The sequence below is a fragment of the Marinobacter sp. THAF197a genome (assembly GCF_009363275.1).
Classification (GTDB): Bacteria; Pseudomonadota; Gammaproteobacteria; order Pseudomonadales; family Oleiphilaceae; genus Marinobacter.
On the sequence record NZ_CP045324.1, the window covers coordinates 378,362 to 394,366 of the forward strand.

Below are 16,005 nucleotides of genomic sequence, written 5' to 3' on the forward strand. Positions count from 1 at the left end.
ATCAGCGAGCAGCCTGTTCCAGAGGCATTGCATCAACCAGGCCCTGCAAGACTTTGTGTCCGGCGACGCTCAGGCCTTCGCGGCCCCAGCCTGTGCGCGCGGCGGTCCCTGACCAGACGATACCGTCACCATCGGCGGCCCGGACCTCCAGCGTAATACCCACCGCTGGCTCACCGTCCAGGCCGCTCTTGTACCGCCACTCGTCGACGGTGCCGGTGACAATCAGGTCGGCGCCGCTCTCCTGGGCGTCTGCAAGTGCCTGTTGTTGTCGGGCACGGTTATCGTATGCCATGGGATTGGCGTCTTCCGGCAGATATAGCCGGACGTTCCCGGCGCCCCTGGCCCGGAGAATGGCGCTGAGGATGCTGGCCGCCTGGTCACCGGCCTGGGGGGTCTGAGACAGGTTGGTCAGTGGTATCACCGCGAATTGGCTGTTAAGGGCGACAGGTTCGCTGCCCCGCTGGCTCTGCATCACCGAGCAACCAGCGAGTAGAAATAGCGCGAGGGCAAGGCTGGTCAGACCGGAAACAGGGATTCTTGGGGTCATGGCAGGTCTCCTTTAACGACCGAAGTAAATGGTATAGGTGAGGTTCAGATCGGTCCGGGTGCTGCCGTCCAGTCCGTCTGAGGTGTAATCGAGCGACAGTGCGAGCTCGTCATCTCCAACCACGCGCCAGCCCATACCGAGGTTGACTCCGAAATCCGGGCTTGAGGTGGATAGTACATAACCGGCGGCCAATCCGACAAAAAAACGGGGTTCCGGCGCGGTGCGATAGAGTGCATGGGGCTCCCCGTGGTACCAACGGCTCTCGACGCCAATCCGCTCATAGTCTGCCGCAACGAGGCTGCCCGGCGAGGCTCCAGGCTCGAGCTGCCGTGCGGTGTTTGTGTCCAGGGCCCCTGCCAGGTTGAGCGATTGACGGCGGTAGCCAAGTGACAGCTGCCAGCCAGGGTCTTCCCGGAACAGGGTATAGCTTCCGATGGCGTCCAGTCCGTAGCCACTGCCGAGGGCGGTGCCGGTGTTGGTGTCGAAAGACAGGCTTTCCAGCCTGGAGAACAGCAAGAGTCTCGGGAAGGGTTGGTAGGTCGCCGAAGTGTAGAATGAGTCGCGGCTGGCAAGCCACCAAGCCTCGGCGCTGTCCAGAGGCCGTTCGTTAAGCTCGGCCCCTGCAGTGATGCTGAAACGGTCCCCTGGCTGGCCGGAAATCTCCGCGCCGGCCGTTGTTTTAGATCCTCCCGAACGCGTGAGGTGACCAAGACTTACGGTCAGCAGGGTATTGCTGGTGTTATTCTGCAATTGCAGTCTGGCATCCTGGCCGGTGGCCGGCGTTGACAGCAATAGCCCCCGACCGCTGGCGGATAGTGTGGAGGTGCTGAACAGCCAACGGAACCGGTCGTGGCTGAACTGGCCTTGTAACGTTTGGTCCCTGATCGAGAAACCGCCGATATCGCGGTTCCGTATGCCAAGCTGGGGGGCGCGGTTGTTGAAACGGTAAAGCGGGCCGGTCACCTCGCCGGTTTGCTGGGGGGCGGGGAACAGAGCCGAGTCCTTGGCCTGCTCGAGGTTTGCGCCCTTCAGGGTAATGGCTCGTCGGCGCATCGCTTGCCCCTCCGCCCGTGCACCGGTCTGTTCTGCCAGGGGAGCCATGGCCAGCAGCCAGTCAGCGTCTCCGGGGTGGGCCTGCCGTCCTTGAGCGAGCCAGGCCATGGCTCGGGCCTGGTCACCCATAGCCTGGTAGCCGTAAGCAAGAACGCCATAACTCTGGCGAGACGGATTGGCACTCAATTGCTGCAGCAGCTGCGGCAAGTGTCCAGGCAGTCGCTCTGGATGCGCCAGTAAAAACCAGCTCCAGCTTACCAAAACGTCGGTGCTGTCCGGAGCCAGGCGGGCGGCGTTCTCGAACGCCACGGATGCTTCCCGGTCCTGGTCACGGTGTTGATGCAGCAGTGCCCGCAGCGTCCAGTAGCGGGGACTTGTCTCCGCACTTTCTGCTTCGGCTTGCCAGGTGTCCAGCGTCGCCGACAGCCCCGTCCAGTCGTTCAGTTCGAGCTGGTACTCGGCAATGGCGCCAAGGTAACGGGGGTCATTGGTTTCCGCCAGGCGCTGGCGAGCCAGCTGGACCGCTCGGGGAAGGTCGTTGAACATGACGGCGAGATTCAACAGCTGTTCCCGACCGTCTGGTGTTATCTGCTCCGGCGCTCGGTTGCTGAGCCGCTGGTATTCAGCTTCAAGGAACCCGGTCTGACCCAGGAGAGTAGCCAGTTGCAGTCGCATCTCACTCGCCTCCGCAGCCAGTGCCGGATCATCCAGTTCAACCGAAAGTACCTTGAACGCAGACTCCGGATCCCGGGTCCTCCAGTACAGCCGGGCCAGTTGGAGCCGTTCGGCGTCGGTTAGCGTACGCCGGGTCTCCAGCAACGCAATAACCTCCGGTAGGCGACGTCGATTCAGCAGCAGCTCTGTCAGTCGCTCGGCCAGGGCGCTGCTCTCTGGGAAAAGCTTCAGGCCCTGCCGAAGTCGGGTCTCCGCTTCGTCCAGCTTCGCAAGGCTTACCAGGGCGTCGGCGAGTTCCCGAAAGCCATCCGCGTTCAGGGATCCCCGTTCGCGGGCGGTGTTGAACAGGTCGGCGAGAAGCTGCCACTGAAACAGTTCAGCGGCAAGACGGGTAGCGCGATCAAAGGCGAGCCGGGAATCTGTTGCCCGGTACAACCGGCGCCAGTAGCCGAGCGCCTCGGCAGGCTGACCGTTCCACTCCAATACCTGAGCCGCTGTCTGCCAGTCCCGTTGGGGTAATGGTTCGAAGTTCGATTGCATCCTCCGCAATGTCTCGAACGCGCCTGCGATGTCGCCTTCGCCGAGCTGGGTCTGCCACCACTCACGTTGGACGCCGGGGTTGGCCGGCTCGGCCAGTGCCAGCATGCCAAGCCATGACCGACGCAATTCATCTGCGCCAGCAAGGCTTGCCAGACGGATCCCTTCCCGTAGCCGGGCCGCGTCCATGCTGCCATCGTCAAAGGCTGATCGAAACAGCGCGAGCGCCTTTGCAGGCTGCCCGGCCGCAAGCTCAATACGGATCAGGTTCTGGTTGTAGGCGAACCTGCGAGCCTCTGGCACCAGATCCCGGGTCGATTGCAGGATATCCGCGGCTCGCCCGGGCTGTTCCATGGCCTCATATTGGCGCGCCAACTGGGTGGCCAGCGCCAGGCGCTCCGAACCACTGGCTTCCTCGAACAGCCTCTGCCGGATGACCAGTTGCGCCTCAGGTTTCAGCAATGGCAACGCCGGTTCGGCCAGGGCGAGTTTCCGTTCCACTGAGTAATCATTGGAAAGCGTTTGCTGGAGGGCATCTGCCAGACTCTGGGTCAGCGTTTCCCGGCGCTCCGGGCCGGAGGCGGAATGCACTTGGCTTACCAGCAGCTCGAGGTAGCTTTCCATGGCCCGGGAGGGAACGGATGATAGCTCAAGTAGCGGCGCCAGGGTTGTTCTGGCCTTATCGTATTGCCCGACCTGATGTTGCATTCGGCCCAGATTGATGCGAAGCGGCACGTTGTCCGGGTCCGATCTGAGCAGGGTTTCCAGGTACGCCAGCGACACCGGGTCTGGGTCGCTCAGGTAGCGCAAGTCGTCATACGCGCTCTGACGGGGAAAGAGCAGGTAGAGCACGAGTGCCAGGAGGGCTCCCATCATTAACAGGGCTGGCAGACTGAAAAAGGCAGGCCGGCGCTGTCTCATCGCTTACCGGCACTCCAGTTCCAGTGGGCCGCCATGGCGGGTCTGGCTGCTGAATACCATGCCTCTGCTGTTTTTATGACGCTGCAGGGTCGGGCCTCCGGTTTGTTTGCAGTCCGAGGCGCCGGCGATCACCACCTCAAGTGGCTGGTGACCCGTAAAATCTGCCGCAATCTGCCAGCCCGAGCGAGTGCGATTGCGCCGCCAACTGTTGATTGAGGCGTTCGCGCTCCGGAGATAGGGACCGGGGGAGGGCGTGTCTCCCAGGTATAGTTGAGCTTCAGTTCCTGCCAGGTGCACAAACCGTTGACCGCTGGCGTCGTTGAATCCGGCAACACCCCTGCTGCGATCAAGGTCCGGATAGAGGGATAGGTCAATCCGAGCGGTCGTGGGGTGATGCAGCCCGCGCCAGGTAAACCCACCGTCTTCGTCTACCCGCAAAGCTGAATAATAATGTGACTGCACCCGTCGAGCGTAGTCACTCAGGAACAGGGGGGTTACGTCCTGAGCGAGAGCGTACCGGTAGACTTCTTCAAGGGCCGACAGAGATTCTGGCTTGGTTCCCGAGTAATAGTGGTAATAAATACCGATGGGCTTCAAACGGCCCCGCTCTTCCAGAATCTGGAAGCTGTCGGTAACGTTGCGGAAGCCATAGAAGGGGCCCGTCCATAGATTGGTGAACACGTTCTCGTTCATGACGGGTGCATAAACCTGCAACTCGTCGCCAATGGGGCGGGCGTCCGGCCAGACACCGGCGACGCCGGAATCGTAGGGCAGAGGATGAGTGTCGCCACCGTTTACGTTCACCAGCCCGAGCTCCCGTACCATGGCCAGAGATTGCTGGCCGGGCCGGGCATCGCCGGTCCAAAGGAACACCGATACCGGTTTCTGTGTCGGGGCCAGAGCACGGTTGATGTAGTCGACGGATCCGGTGATTTCCCGCTCCGGCGTTGCGTGATAACCGGGGATGGTCATGGCATATCCATACAGGGTGTATTCCAGCCTGGGCGCATTCCCGCCTTCAATGGCACCCCAGAAAAAAGGATGGCTGTATGTGTGAGAAGCTACCTCCACATGTCCAAGCCGGAACTGGCGGCGAGCCAGCGCTTCGGCCTCGGCACTGGCTTTTGGGTAAAGCCCCTTTGGCGACACTTCAGCCTCAATGACCGACACCGTATGAGGAATGGCAAAGCGCTCAATAATGCGCTCGCCAATGACCTGGGCGGCCAGGGGGCTGCCGGGTAGCTCGGCCCGGGACACGAAGCCGTCACCGTCGATATGGGCGGTCAGGATACGACGACCGCTCTCCGTCGTGGTGTCGACGGCTGGAAATGAGCGTAGTTTTAGCGCTGCACGGAGGAACTCGAACGGATCGAACAGCCAGAAAGCCTGGTCGCCGGGCCCCGTTTCCAACACGAACGGCGTGATGGCAGCGCCGCCCTTGGTAAATGTGTAAACCGGATGATAGACCTCGCCGTTGGACCCGGTGGCGATAAGCCAGGGCTCACCGCCGGACTCCGTGGGCAGCAGATCGGGCCGGGACACCGGCAGCCGGCCTCCCTCATAGTTGAGGACCGAGCTGTGTTGCCTGTCAAACGTCAGAGGAACCGCTGGTGACGTCGCCCGAGACCCGCCCAGAAGAGACTGGCAGTCAGATTGAGCTGGTGCCAGGCCAAAGGTGACCACGGGCAGGTCTGGGGACTGGTGTGCAGTCAGCCAACGGCAGATTTCAGAGTGCCTGTTACCCGTTTCCCACCAAAGTACAACCCCAGCGAACCGGTCCTGAACGGGTTCCCGGGGCGGTGGTTCCAATGCTGAGCGATACACAGGCACCAGGCCCAGCCGCTCCAGAACGATGCCCAGACGCCGGTGTGCGGCGCTCCGATCCATATTGTCGGTGGGGAGATCATGAAAGACCAGTACGTGGCGTTTAACGGTTTCCGGATAGGTCGGCCCCAGGCGGTTCAGAGCGCCGTTGCTGACGTAGGGGATAAAACCCTCGGATCGCAGTTGCGTCGCATGACTAACGGCCGATGCGACATCCCTGACATAGTCGATGGCGATCAGGGGTATGCCCGGGTGTGCGTCTTGCCAATGGGCAATCTGTCCGGCTAGCCAGTCCCGGTCACTATCAGTGACGGAAGTGTAACGATCCCCTGCGGCATCGTATCCGCCTCGCCAGGACTCAAAGGCGAGCGCATCGACCATGCCGTGTACAGCCTCGGGCAGATGAAAGCCTCGGTTGATAATAAGCACGATGCCTGGGTAACGCTCGCGGATATCCTTGATCAGTTCAGCCTGTCCGAGGGCAAAGTCCTCAGGCGCCGCGTTGCCTTCGGCCGTAAGCAGGTGGCTGTCCAGCGTATCCATGAACAGCCCGGAAAACCCTCGGGACAGTGCCGGTGCGACCAGCCGCTCGAGCAGGAAATCCCGGACTTCGGGTTTCCTCAGGTCCAAAACCGAGCTCTTCCACGCGGCATTGACGCCAAGTTTCCAGGCCTCTGGTACCTCGCGGAAATACCGGTGTGATTTCGCAATTTCGCCAACACTGAGATAGGAGATTGGCCGGGTGCTACCCTGTTTCAGCAGATCAAGGCGTGCGTCGGTTGTCTGGTTCTGCTGCAGGACCACCCAGTCATAACCATAGAGCGCGCCGATCGGCGATTCATGGCCGTAATAGAAGGCAATGTTGTTCACTGACGTTGCGGCAGCGTGATTTGTCAGAGCGAAAAAAGCCAACAGAATCAGACAGCAGGTTCTTGGCATGGGTAGCGCGGTTGCTCAACACGTGGTGAAAAGAAAGCTTCGGGAAAACCAAGCATGAGTGAGGAAGTATAGTGTCTTGGTCGCCACTTTGCCGCATCGGTGCTATCCATATCCAGGCCAAGGACACCGACATCACACCACAAAAAAAGCCCACTCAAGGTGGGCTTCTTGTGCAATATGGCCCGCCCGAGAGGATTCGAACCTCTGACCTCTGCCTCCGGAGGGCAGCGCTCTATCCAGCTGAGCTACGGGCGGATTTCGAAACTGCGGATTGCTCGTCAATTTCGAGTGCGCAATCTTACGTGCGCCGGGCGCGTCTGTCCAGCCCCTCGCGGTAACTCTGTTTTCACACCTTCGGCAGTTTCTGTTCCGGTGTGATACTGACCAGATCAGTGTCATTGCTGAAGGTGACTTCGCCGTCCTGCATCGACACCTGTAGCGTCATTGAGCGCTCCACCAGGCGAGCCAGTGCGGCGGTGTTCTCCGCGGGAAGATCGACGATGGTCAGGTTGCCAAATCTTTCCAGCTTGTTATGGTGTTTCTCCCACCACACCGGCACGGCACGGCCGCCGTAGGTATACAGAATCACCTGCTGCGACCGGTTGCAGGCTTTGCGAACCCGGTCTTCGTCTGGCAGGCCCAGCTCTACCCAGAGTTCGATGTCATCGGTCAGGGATTTCTGCCACAGCTCCGGTTCGTCATCGGTGCTCAGGCCTTTGGTAAACTCCAGCGTATCTGTGGCGTTCAGGGCAAAGGCCAGCAGCCGGATCATCATTCGCTCGTCGGTTTCTGACGGGTGGCGGGCGATGGTCAGGTGGTGGTCGGCATAGTAATGCCGGTCCATATCTGCGATATGGAGTGTGGCTTTGAAGATAGTGGCTTTCAGTGCCATTGAGCGTCCTGTGTTTTGGGTGGCAGGGCAATAGTGTAGAGCAATTTTGACTTGGCAGGGCATAGCGGCATGGTGGTGTTGCGGGGTTTTCTGGTTCTGGTGGTGTTTTTTCTGCTGGGTGAGGCGGTGCGGGTACTGGTGGGGTTGCCCATCAGCGGCGGTGTTCTGGGTATGGTGATGGCAACGTTTACCCTGATGCTTCGCGGTCGGGTAACCGACGAGCTGGCGGCAGCCAGCCAGGGGCTGATATCGGTTCTGGTGTTACTGATCACGCCCGGTGTTGTTGGTGTGTTCTTTATTGCTGATCAGTTTGCCGGGCACTGGACAGCCGTGGTGGTGGCGTTGGTCGTAGGCACGTTGTTGAGTGTATTCACCACGTTGCTGTTGATGAAGAAACTGACGACAGAGCAAGCCCGAGGTGATCAACATGACTGATCAACCGGGCGGATTCAACGCTTTGCTGGCGGCCTGGACGGCTGGCCCCATGTTGTCTATCGGTCTTACCCTGGGCGCCTTTATCGTGGCCCAGTGGCTGTTTGCCAGGCTGCGGCGCCCGTTGTGGTTGCCGCCGGTGATGATTGCGGCGCTGTTGCTGGCGGCGGTGGTTGCCGCCAGTGGCCTGGGCTTTGAACGTTACGAGGCGGGTGCGCGCTGGCTAACGGTGCTGCTTGGGCCGGCAACGGTTGCACTTGGTATTCCCCTGTATCAGCAGATGCATCACATCCGGGCGCTGTGGCGGCCGATTATGGTGACTTTGCCCCTGGCCGCAAGCCTGGCGGCGATCTATGCCCTGGCTATTGCCTGGTTGATGGGGGCGGCGCCAATGGTGTTGGCATCACTGGCGCCAAAATCCGTTACGGCGCCCATTGCGATGGGAATCACTGAGGAGTTGGGCGGGTCGGTGTCGCTCACACTGGGCGGACTGCTGATCACCGGTGTGCTGGCCTCGTTGTTCGTGGACTGGTGCGCCCGCTGGCTCCGGATTACCGACCACCGAATCATCGGTTTTGCCCTTGGCCTCAATGGTCACGCCATTGGCACGGCCCGTGCGTTTGAGATCAGTCATACTGCTGGCGCCTTTGCGTCTCTGGGGATGGGGCTGACGGGTGTGTTCACGGCGTTGTTCCTGCCGCTGGCCTTCTGGATGATCTGATACATTTATTAGCAAAAAGTTAAGTACAAATGGTTGCAATTCTCGTTTGTAATGACAATAATTATCACTAACGTTTTTCAGTTGGTGAGTTCCTCCTATGTATGTATGCCTGTGTGTCGGGGTAACAGACAGAGAAATCCGCGAAGCGGCGGATAACGGTATCAGCTCCATGCGTCAGTTGGGCAAGGAGTTGGGTGTTGGGCGCCAGTGTGGCCGTTGCGCCTGCACCGCCCGGGAAATCCTGAAGGAAGCACGCTCTCCTGACTACCTGACCCTTGCTAATATGCTGGCCCAGCCCGCCTGACACTCGCGGGCATCAGACTCCTCATCGTGGAGCGGGAAACCCTCGCAATATCGCCACAGACATTTTTTATCAGCTACAAACCGGCTATCCTGATTAACTGACAACTCAGCAAATCAAAGGACTCCGGCTATGAAAGGCGATAAAAAAGTCATTCAGTTCCTGAACAAGGTGCTCGCCAACGAGCTGACCGCCATCAACCAGTACTTCCTGCACTCGCGCATGTACAAGGACTGGGGTATCGCCAAACTGGCGGCCAAGGAATACGAAGAATCCATCGACGAAATGAAACATGCCGATCAGCTGATCGAGCGCATCCTGTTTCTTGAAGGACTGCCCAACCTGCAGGACCTGAACAAGCTGCTGATTGGTGAAAATGTCCAGGAAATGATCGAGTGTGATCTCAAACTCGAGCACACCGCCCACACCGATCTCAAGGAAGCCATTCTTTATTGTGAGCAGGTGCAGGATTTCACCAGCCGTGAACTCTTCCGCAGCATCCTCGACAGCGAAGAAGAACACATCGACTGGCTGGAAACCCAATTGGAAATGATTTCCCAGATGGGCATCCAGAACTACATCCAGCTTCAATCCTCAGCCGCGGAGTAAGCACTGACAATGGACCTGTCATGTTTCAAGGCCTACGACCTCCGTGGTCGGGTGCCGGACCAGCTCAACCCCATCCTGGCTGAAAAGATTGGCCGGGCCTACGTAGCCATTACCGGCGCGAAAAAAGTCATCGTGGGTTACGACATCCGGCTCTCGAGCCCGGAGATCACCGAGGCCCTGAGTTCCGGCCTGATGGCCGCGGGTGCCGATGTTTATGACATCGGCCTGTGTGGCACCGAGCAGGTGTATTTTGCGACCAGCCACTACGGTATGGACGGTGGCATCATGGTCACTGCCAGCCACAACCCGAAAGATCACAACGGCATGAAAATGGTTGGCCCCGAGTCACGGCCGATCAGCTCCGACAACGGCCTGAACGACATTCGTGACCGGGTTCTCGAGCCCTTCGCCAACGCCCCGGAACAGGGCCGTTACGAAACGCTGGAAGTGATGAGTGCCTACGTAGACCACCTTCTGGGCTACATCGATGCGGCCAGCCTCAAGCCCATGACCATCGTCTGCAACGCGGGTAACGGTGGTGCGGGACTGGTGATTGACGAACTGGAACAGCACCTGCCGTTCGAGTTCGTGAAAGTGCACCACCAGCCGGATGGCCACTTCCCCAACGGCGTACCCAACCCGATCCTGCCGGAGAACCGCACCGCCACCGCCGACGCCGTGATCGAACATGGCGCCGCCATGGGCATCGCCTGGGACGGCGACTACGACCGCTGCTTCTTCTTCGACGAAAACGGCCGGTTCATTGAAGGCTACTACGTCGTGGGCCTGCTGGCTGACCAGTTCCTGCGCAAGACCGGCGGTGGCAAAGTCATCCACGACCCCCGCCTCACCTGGAACACCCTGGACCTGGTCAAAGCCGCTGGCGGCCAAGCCATCGAAAGCAAAACCGGCCACGCTTTCATCAAGCAGAGAATGCGCGACGAAGACGCCGTCTACGGCGGCGAAATGAGCGCCCACCACTACTTCCGCGACTTCGCCTACTGCGACAGCGGCATGATCCCCTGGCTACTGATCGCCGAACGCCTGTGCCAGTCCGGCAAACCCCTGTCGTCCCTGATCGACGCCAGAATAGAAGCCTATCCGGCCAGCGGCGAAATCAACCGCACCATCCACGATCCCGCCAAAGTCATCGCCGCCATCGAAGCCAAATACAGCCCCGGCGCCAAAAACGTCAGCTTCGTCGATGGCCTGAGCGTCGAATTCGACAACTGGCGCTTCAACCTCCGGATGTCGAACACCGAACCGGTGGTCCGCCTGAACGTGGAATCAAGGGCAGACAAAGCGTTGATGGAAGAGAAAACGGAAGAGTTGTTGCAGGAAATGGACAGGTTGAACACCAACTAAAGCGCAAGCAGGAAACCAGGATAAGTCTCTGGGGCAGGATAGAGGGGGAGCCTTCCAAAACAATCAGGAAAGCCACGGTTTCCGTTTTGGAAGGCTCCCCCTCTATCTTGCCTGACCCCCAACCCCAAGGTTTCCGTTTTGGAAGCCCTCCCCCTAACCCCGGTCTTGCACTAAATTCACTACAGCCAGTTATTCAACATAATCCCCACCCCAAACCGCTCAATACGCTCGTTGTAATCAATCAAACTCTCCCCATACCCGTTGTAGTACTGGAAAAAGCCCTTCAACGTATCCCCCATCGGGAAACTGTAGCCAAACTCCACCGACGTCCGATTGGTCGAGCGCATGTTATTCAGCAGCTTCAAAGAAAAAGTACGATCCTCCGTCAGCTTATAAACCGCATGGTAACTGCCATGCCCCAGGTATTTTTCAATATCTGAGTTATCGTCATCATTGCTGCTCTCCGGCAGCCGGTACCACGGATGCACCATGAACAGCCATCGATCATAGCTGTAGGCCGCCGCGCCGGTGATCCGGTTCCAGCTGCGGGAGCGAGGCTCTGACTGGCCATTGGACTGATGATTGAAACCAAGGGAAACCGCGCTCAGCGTTCCCGGGCCGATATCCCAATTGAGGCGGTGACGGAAGAAAATCTCCGGCTCGTAGTTGGTCTCCCGGAACGGAGCCGAATCTTTGGTGTTGTATACCTGCCAGTAGGATTGCTGGGTATAACCGAACCAGAAGGTCGTGCGGTCGTCGAAGATACCGGTCAGAAGGGGAATCTTGAAGCTGATCTGGTATTTCGCTTCTTCCTGCTCCAGACCATAGTCATACCCGCCTGTACCCAGTCGCGGGCTGACCGGCCTCGGGTTGGGGTCGTCTACATAGGTGATCGGCAGAATATAGTTTGGCCGGTGAGTCACAAAACTGCCTGTGAAGGAAAAAATCGCCTTCTCGGCGGTCAGGTAATTATCCACCAGCGCGGCCATCACGCCGGCATCCGGGTCGTCGCCGAGGGCTTCGCTGACCCTCTCCTCCCGGCTGACATTATCGGCTACCAGGGCCGCTGCTTCCTCATCTGCCTGCTGTAACGCCTGGTCGTCAGCAGACTCTCTGGCCGCCTCTGGATCATTCTGGGCGTCGTAGCAGGCCAGGCGCTGGATGCCATCACGGATAAGGGCGCAGTTGACCCGTTCACTATCATCCCCGGAGTTTGCCTGGGCGGAGACTGACGAGCTGGCCGCCAGAAGAACCATGGTCAGTACAGCGACTGACAATCCATGTCCATATCTTTTCATCAGAGCGCCTCAGTTTGTGGTGGTCAGGCTGAGCCAGGTATTGGCAATACTGTAAACCCAGACGCCGAGCAGGCTCAGGGCGAGGAGAACAAAAATCAGCTTGTGCCGGGTATTGCCTTCGTTGCTGGCCGATGCCACCCAGCGCAGGTACATCAGGCCGATAAAGCTCAAAAACACGCCGAGGCTGGCCACCGTCGGAACAAGCAGCCAGACAGCGCTCACCGGCGTCTCAGCAGTGGACTGGTTGCCAAACCAGGCCATCGAAACCAACAGGATCGCCAGGCTCGAAAACTCAACGATCAACAGCGGTTTGCGCAGGCGGTGGGGGTTGTTGTAAGACATGCGACTCCCTGTTCTGGCCGGAATAATGTTAAACCACACGGTTAGCAGGTATGGTAACCGCAAATAGAGAAGTTCCGTTATAGCCTACGAAACTGTCACTAAAATGGTTGAAATCAAATTCTGTTTCTGGCCTTTGGTTTTTTTGCGGGGGCTCAATCGCTATAATGCTGCCACCGAAAGATTATAACGCTCAAATGCGAGGTGCATTGTGAAGATGAAGAGAGTCCTGGCTGTTGTTGTTCTGGGTTTTGGCCTGGCCGCTGGTGCTGCACTGGCAAGTGTTGAAGATGAGATCCGTAACCGCATCAAACCAGTGGGCGAAGTGTGCCTGCAGGGTGAGGAGTGTGGTGAAGCAGCAGCTGCTCCGGCCGCCGCCAGCTCCGGCCCGCGCTCCGGTAGCGAAGTTTACGATGCAGCCTGTATGGCTTGTCACACCACCGGTGCCGCCGGTGCTCCGGTTATTGGCAACGCCGATCAGTGGGCGCCTCGCATTGACAAGGGCATGGACACCCTGATTGATCATGCCATTAACGGCTTCAACGCCATGCCGGCCAAAGGCGGCTGTGCCAGCTGCTCCGATGAGGAAATCGTTGCTGCTATTGAGCACATCATCGATCAGAGCCAGTAATCTGGCTTGAGAACCTCTGGTTGAATAAAACAGCCCCTTACAAAGGGGCTGTTTTATTTTGTGCAGGTCAGTGGTGGTCGTCCTTGGGTAGTGGGTTTCTGGTTAGCCGCCCCTTGATCTCAGACTGAGCGCCCGAATCAGTCATAACGGGAATTCGCCAGAGTCGCTCCCCGTCTTCAACACCCAGGCGTGGATCCAGCCAGCCAAAGCTGGGCGTTGCAGACACCTTTACCCAGGAACTGTCCTTGTTGCGGCTGCTGACCATGCCCGGTCTTGCCTCGCTCAGGCCGGGCCAGTCCGCGCTCGAACGGTTCGCCATCACGCCTTCCGGGCTGAACCTCAGTAAACCTTGGCCTTGAGTGTCTTCTACGGTAAGAACATTGCTCCCACGGTAAGACACCAGGATGCCCGGTTGTGGCGCATCCAGGATAACCGCAGACAGCCCGGGAATCGCTGCAGACTGGCTGATGCTCGCCTGAATGATGTGCTCGGGCGCGTTGTCTACCTCAACGGCTCCGTGCGCCAGCAAGGTTGAGGGTAAAGCTGAGCCTAGCAGTGCAAACATAGCGGCCTTAGCCAATGTCGGCGCCTTTTTCGTCATCTGCATGATCGCCTCCTTAGCTGGATGCGCCAGGCAACAGCTCAAGCATCTCCTGGCCCAGCTGTGCCATGGTGGCATCGGCCTGGCACTGGAGCGATTGGTTAACTACCGCAATCGGTGCAGAAACCGAGGGTACCAGCCCCTCCGGCGTGGATTTGCTGACGAACAACATATACTGCCCGGCCGGCACCACGCTCTGTTTTCCGGGCATTTCCAGCTGCAGGTTGCGGCCGTTGCGAGCCTTGACCGGCAGCTCAATGGCCCGCTGATCGCCATCGATCAGGTGAGTCATCACGGTTCTTCGGATCAGCAGCACCTTGTCGATGTCCTGGGCCTGGTCCACTTGAATGGTAAAGCTATCACCAACACTGAGCTGCTCCGGCGCGGACAGAATGTTGGGCCGATCATTACGCATAGCGTAGGGCGGAGTGTAGATCTCGAAGCTTGGGTCCCGGCCATCGTTTGGGGACAGTCCGAAGTCTTCCAGGCTGATGTGAGACAAATACGCCGTGTTGATCGGAGCGTGGCCGCCAATCATGACCCGGCCATCGGCCATCAACACCGCGGTGTTGTGATAGGTTCTTGGGCGATGGCCGCTGGCCATTTCGGTCCAGGTTTCGGTGTCCGGATCAAATCGCTCCGCGGTCATAATGGCGCCTTCAAGCCCCGGTAATACGACGCCGTCTCGGGTGCCACCACTGAATACCATTACGCTGCCGTCGGGCATCACCACATTGGTGCCATACCAGCGTGGCTGGTTCAGGGGGTTGGTGAGCCGTGATTCATAGCCAATCTGGTCACCATTGGTTTCAATCCGGTCAATCCGGCTCTGATCCGTGGGCAGGTAACCGCCTGGGCTGGTCAGCAGTGCGTAGCTGGGCACACCGCCGGCTGTGAGTAATTCAACGTCGTTGTACTCGCCGTTCTCGTCTGGCTTTAACGGCAGCATGGTTGAGGAGGTGGACCCTCGCATACCGCCGCCGATGGCTTTAACCAGCGTGTCGGTTGTCAAGACTGAGTCGTCCGGACTGGTCAGCAGATCGGTGACGGAGCTGATCAGTCCATCGGTGCTGGATAACAGATCTTCGGTAAACGATTGGAGCTGCTCTTCGGTCAGGTTGGTCAGATTGAGCGTGCTGGCAAGTTGCCCCAAACCAACTTCATCTAGCCGCAACGGCAGGCCCGCATAGCCAATGTCATTCCAGCGCTGGCTGGCAGGGTCAAAGGTGGCAACGATGTTCCAGAGAGCCTGGTCATAGCCCTGGCCAAAGGGATTGAAAGCCTGCCCGCCGGCGTTGTAGAGCACGTGGCCGTTAGGCAGCAGGTGCAAGCGGGGGTATAGCGGCAGTGAGCGGTCTGCGGTGCTGGGGTTCTGGGTCCATACGCCGGTGCAGGGGTTGAAGGTTTCCGTTTGCACCACGTTGCGACCGGAGTTGATGGGCTCCTCGGGATAGACCGGCTTCAGCAGTTTGGTGACGCCACTGGCAACAAAGATCTTGCTGTCTGGCAACGTGACCATCGAGGGATACCAGCGGCCGAAGTTCATGTCTCCGGTTTGCCGCCAGGTATTGGTGGTTGGATCAAAGATCCGGGAATTCTTGATGCCTTCCAGCTCAGCTACCCCCAGGGGTAAGCCATCAATGCCCGGCTCGGAATAATAGTCGGTGCCGCCTACGGCCATGACACTGCCGTCCGCGAGCCCAATCACGTCGGAGCAGAACAAGGCGCCATCGTTCCTGTCAGTGTTGTCGGCGGTATCCAGCAAACCGTCCAATGGTGTTCCGCCCAGCAATGTCTCGCTGTCGTTTCCGTCCGGGTTGGCGCCACCGCGCAGCGGGGAGGGTTTCAGCCAGTCAGGGCGATCGTCGTTACCCAGTGATAGCACGCGTGTCTGGTCGTTTACCGATACCTCGCCGAACTCCGCGACAATGGACAGCTCAACGTTCTCGGTTCCCTCCAGTGCATTCAGGTAGAGAATACGGTCGTCAGGAAGCAGCGCCATGGTGCCGGCGGCTGGCTTGCATTCCTGCAGACCGTCTTCGGTGGTGATGCACTTTTCGTCGGTTTCGACCACTTCCCCATCCACCACGATGGTGGGTTCGGCGAACGGTTCGCTGAACACGCCGATAGGTGAGTAATTCTCCGGGATGGCGGGCAGCGGCCTGGGCGACGGTTGGGCCGCGTCTGCGACTGCTGGCGACTCGGTGCTTGGGTTGGCGGTATCGCCCGATTCAGCACCGTCACCGCCGCAGGCTGAAAGATAGGCGGCGCCCAACAAAATGGGGATGCCCCGGTATAAACCGATTTTTGTTCTATTCAT

14 protein-coding genes and 1 tRNA gene are annotated in these 16,005 nt (G+C 59.0%); 6 read left to right on the forward strand and 9 right to left on the reverse strand.

Features of this window, described 5'->3' with window-relative positions; genetic code table 11:
* Window position 1 precedes the first annotated feature (1 nt).
* The 5 genes from FIV08_RS01700 to FIV08_RS01720 form a co-directional block, all read right to left on the reverse strand.
* Window positions 2–547: a hypothetical protein gene (locus tag FIV08_RS01700; protein ID WP_152437156.1), complete on the reverse strand. Its 546-nt coding sequence runs from the start codon at window positions 545–547 to the stop codon at window positions 2–4.
* Window positions 548–559: 12 nt separating this feature from the next.
* The gene (locus FIV08_RS01705) at window positions 560–3,733 is read right to left on the reverse strand and encodes a tetratricopeptide repeat protein (protein ID WP_152437157.1); all 3,174 of its coding nucleotides are present in this window, start codon (window positions 3,731–3,733) and stop codon (window positions 560–562) included.
* A 3-nt stretch (window positions 3,734–3,736) separates the two neighbouring features.
* Window positions 3,737–6,427: an endo alpha-1,4 polygalactosaminidase gene (locus FIV08_RS01710; protein WP_228715475.1), complete on the reverse strand. Its 2,691-nt coding sequence runs from the start codon at window positions 6,425–6,427 to the stop codon at window positions 3,737–3,739.
* Between the two features lie 247 nt (window positions 6,428–6,674).
* Window positions 6,675–6,751: transfer RNA gene (locus FIV08_RS01715), tRNA-Arg, on the reverse strand.
* A 91-nt stretch (window positions 6,752–6,842) separates the two neighbouring features.
* Window positions 6,843–7,388 (reverse strand): YaeQ family protein, encoded by a 546-nt coding sequence (locus FIV08_RS01720; RefSeq protein WP_138436852.1) that lies wholly within the window; start codon window positions 7,386–7,388, stop codon window positions 6,843–6,845.
* 69 nt (window positions 7,389–7,457) lie between these two features.
* Between FIV08_RS01720 and FIV08_RS01725 the strand changes: the two genes are divergently transcribed.
* The 5 genes from FIV08_RS01725 to FIV08_RS01745 all read left to right on the forward strand — a co-directional run bounded on the left by FIV08_RS01725 (window position 7,458) and on the right by FIV08_RS01745 (window position 10,816).
* A complete protein-coding gene (locus FIV08_RS01725; protein WP_152439568.1) occupies window positions 7,458–7,823 on the forward strand; it encodes a CidA/LrgA family protein in 366 nt (121 codons plus the stop codon).
* Window positions 7,816–8,541, forward strand: coding sequence for an LrgB family protein (locus FIV08_RS01730; protein ID WP_072678684.1), 726 nt, complete (start codon window positions 7,816–7,818; stop codon window positions 8,539–8,541). Before FIV08_RS01725 ends, FIV08_RS01730 begins: the two co-directional genes overlap by 8 nt.
* Before the next feature lie 97 nt (window positions 8,542–8,638).
* A complete protein-coding gene (locus FIV08_RS01735; RefSeq protein WP_061333472.1) occupies window positions 8,639–8,845 on the forward strand; it encodes a bacterioferritin-associated ferredoxin in 207 nt (68 codons plus the stop codon).
* Window positions 8,846–8,974: 129 nt separating this feature from the next.
* On the forward strand, window positions 8,975–9,451 hold the full coding sequence (gene bfr / locus FIV08_RS01740; protein WP_152437159.1) for a bacterioferritin: 477 nt from the start codon (window positions 8,975–8,977) through the stop codon (window positions 9,449–9,451).
* Window positions 9,452–9,460: 9 nt separating this feature from the next.
* Window positions 9,461–10,816, forward strand: a complete 1,356-nt coding sequence (locus FIV08_RS01745) for a phosphomannomutase (RefSeq protein ID WP_152437160.1) — start codon at window positions 9,461–9,463, stop codon at window positions 10,814–10,816.
* Window positions 10,817–10,995: 179 nt separating this feature from the next.
* On the opposite strand, the gene FIV08_RS01750 is transcribed toward FIV08_RS01745, so the two are convergent.
* Together FIV08_RS01750 and FIV08_RS01755 are read right to left on the reverse strand one after the other, a co-directional pair.
* On the reverse strand, window positions 10,996–12,114 hold the full coding sequence (locus tag FIV08_RS01750) for a phospholipase A (protein WP_072678682.1): 1,119 nt from the start codon (window positions 12,112–12,114) through the stop codon (window positions 10,996–10,998).
* A gap of 9 nt (window positions 12,115–12,123) precedes the next feature.
* The gene (locus tag FIV08_RS01755; protein WP_072678681.1) at window positions 12,124–12,456 is read right to left on the reverse strand and encodes a hypothetical protein; all 333 of its coding nucleotides are present in this window, start codon (window positions 12,454–12,456) and stop codon (window positions 12,124–12,126) included.
* 214 nt (window positions 12,457–12,670) lie between these two features.
* Here FIV08_RS01755 and FIV08_RS01760 point away from each other — a divergent pair, with 214 nt between their 5' ends.
* Window positions 12,671–13,084 carry a c-type cytochrome gene (locus FIV08_RS01760; protein ID WP_072678680.1) on the forward strand — a complete coding sequence of 138 codons (414 nt, stop codon included), beginning with the start codon at window positions 12,671–12,673 and terminating at the stop codon, window positions 13,082–13,084.
* A gap of 67 nt (window positions 13,085–13,151) precedes the next feature.
* On the opposite strand, the gene FIV08_RS01765 is transcribed toward FIV08_RS01760, so the two are convergent.
* Both FIV08_RS01765 and FIV08_RS01770 read right to left on the reverse strand, forming a co-directional pair.
* Complete coding sequence (locus FIV08_RS01765) at window positions 13,152–13,691, reverse strand: hypothetical protein (protein ID WP_152437161.1); 540 nt, start codon at window positions 13,689–13,691, stop codon at window positions 13,152–13,154.
* Between the two features lie 10 nt (window positions 13,692–13,701).
* Window positions 13,702–16,005, reverse strand: coding sequence for a galactose oxidase-like domain-containing protein (locus tag FIV08_RS01770; RefSeq protein ID WP_152437162.1), 2,304 nt, complete (start codon window positions 16,003–16,005; stop codon window positions 13,702–13,704).

Excerpts from the sequence above, each read along its gene's own strand:
- FIV08_RS01760 (WP_072678680.1), top strand. The coding sequence starts at position 12,671 with ATGAAGAGAGTCCTGGCTGTTGTTGTTCTGGGTTTTGGCCTGGCCGCT.
- FIV08_RS01700 (WP_152437156.1), bottom strand. The coding sequence starts at position 547 with ATGACCCCAAGAATCCCTGTTTCCGGTCTGACCAGCCTTGCCCTCGCG.
- FIV08_RS01755 (WP_072678681.1), bottom strand. The coding sequence starts at position 12,456 with ATGTCTTACAACAACCCCCACCGCCTGCGCAAACCGCTGTTGATCGTT.
- FIV08_RS01720 (WP_138436852.1), bottom strand. The coding sequence starts at position 7,388 with ATGGCACTGAAAGCCACTATCTTCAAAGCCACACTCCATATCGCAGAT.
- FIV08_RS01745 (WP_152437160.1), top strand. The coding sequence starts at position 9,461 with ATGGACCTGTCATGTTTCAAGGCCTACGACCTCCGTGGTCGGGTGCCG.
- FIV08_RS01750 (WP_072678682.1), bottom strand. The coding sequence starts at position 12,114 with ATGAAAAGATATGGACATGGATTGTCAGTCGCTGTACTGACCATGGTT.
- FIV08_RS01735 (WP_061333472.1), top strand. The coding sequence starts at position 8,639 with ATGTATGTATGCCTGTGTGTCGGGGTAACAGACAGAGAAATCCGCGAA.
- FIV08_RS01730 (WP_072678684.1), top strand. The coding sequence starts at position 7,816 with ATGACTGATCAACCGGGCGGATTCAACGCTTTGCTGGCGGCCTGGACG.
- bfr (WP_152437159.1), top strand. The coding sequence starts at position 8,975 with ATGAAAGGCGATAAAAAAGTCATTCAGTTCCTGAACAAGGTGCTCGCC.
- FIV08_RS01705 (WP_152437157.1), bottom strand. The coding sequence starts at position 3,733 with ATGAGACAGCGCCGGCCTGCCTTTTTCAGTCTGCCAGCCCTGTTAATG.
- FIV08_RS01765 (WP_152437161.1), bottom strand. The coding sequence starts at position 13,691 with ATGCAGATGACGAAAAAGGCGCCGACATTGGCTAAGGCCGCTATGTTT.
- FIV08_RS01770 (WP_152437162.1), bottom strand. The coding sequence starts at position 16,005 with ATGAATAGAACAAAAATCGGTTTATACCGGGGCATCCCCATTTTGTTG.
- FIV08_RS01725 (WP_152439568.1), top strand. The coding sequence starts at position 7,458 with ATGGTGGTGTTGCGGGGTTTTCTGGTTCTGGTGGTGTTTTTTCTGCTG.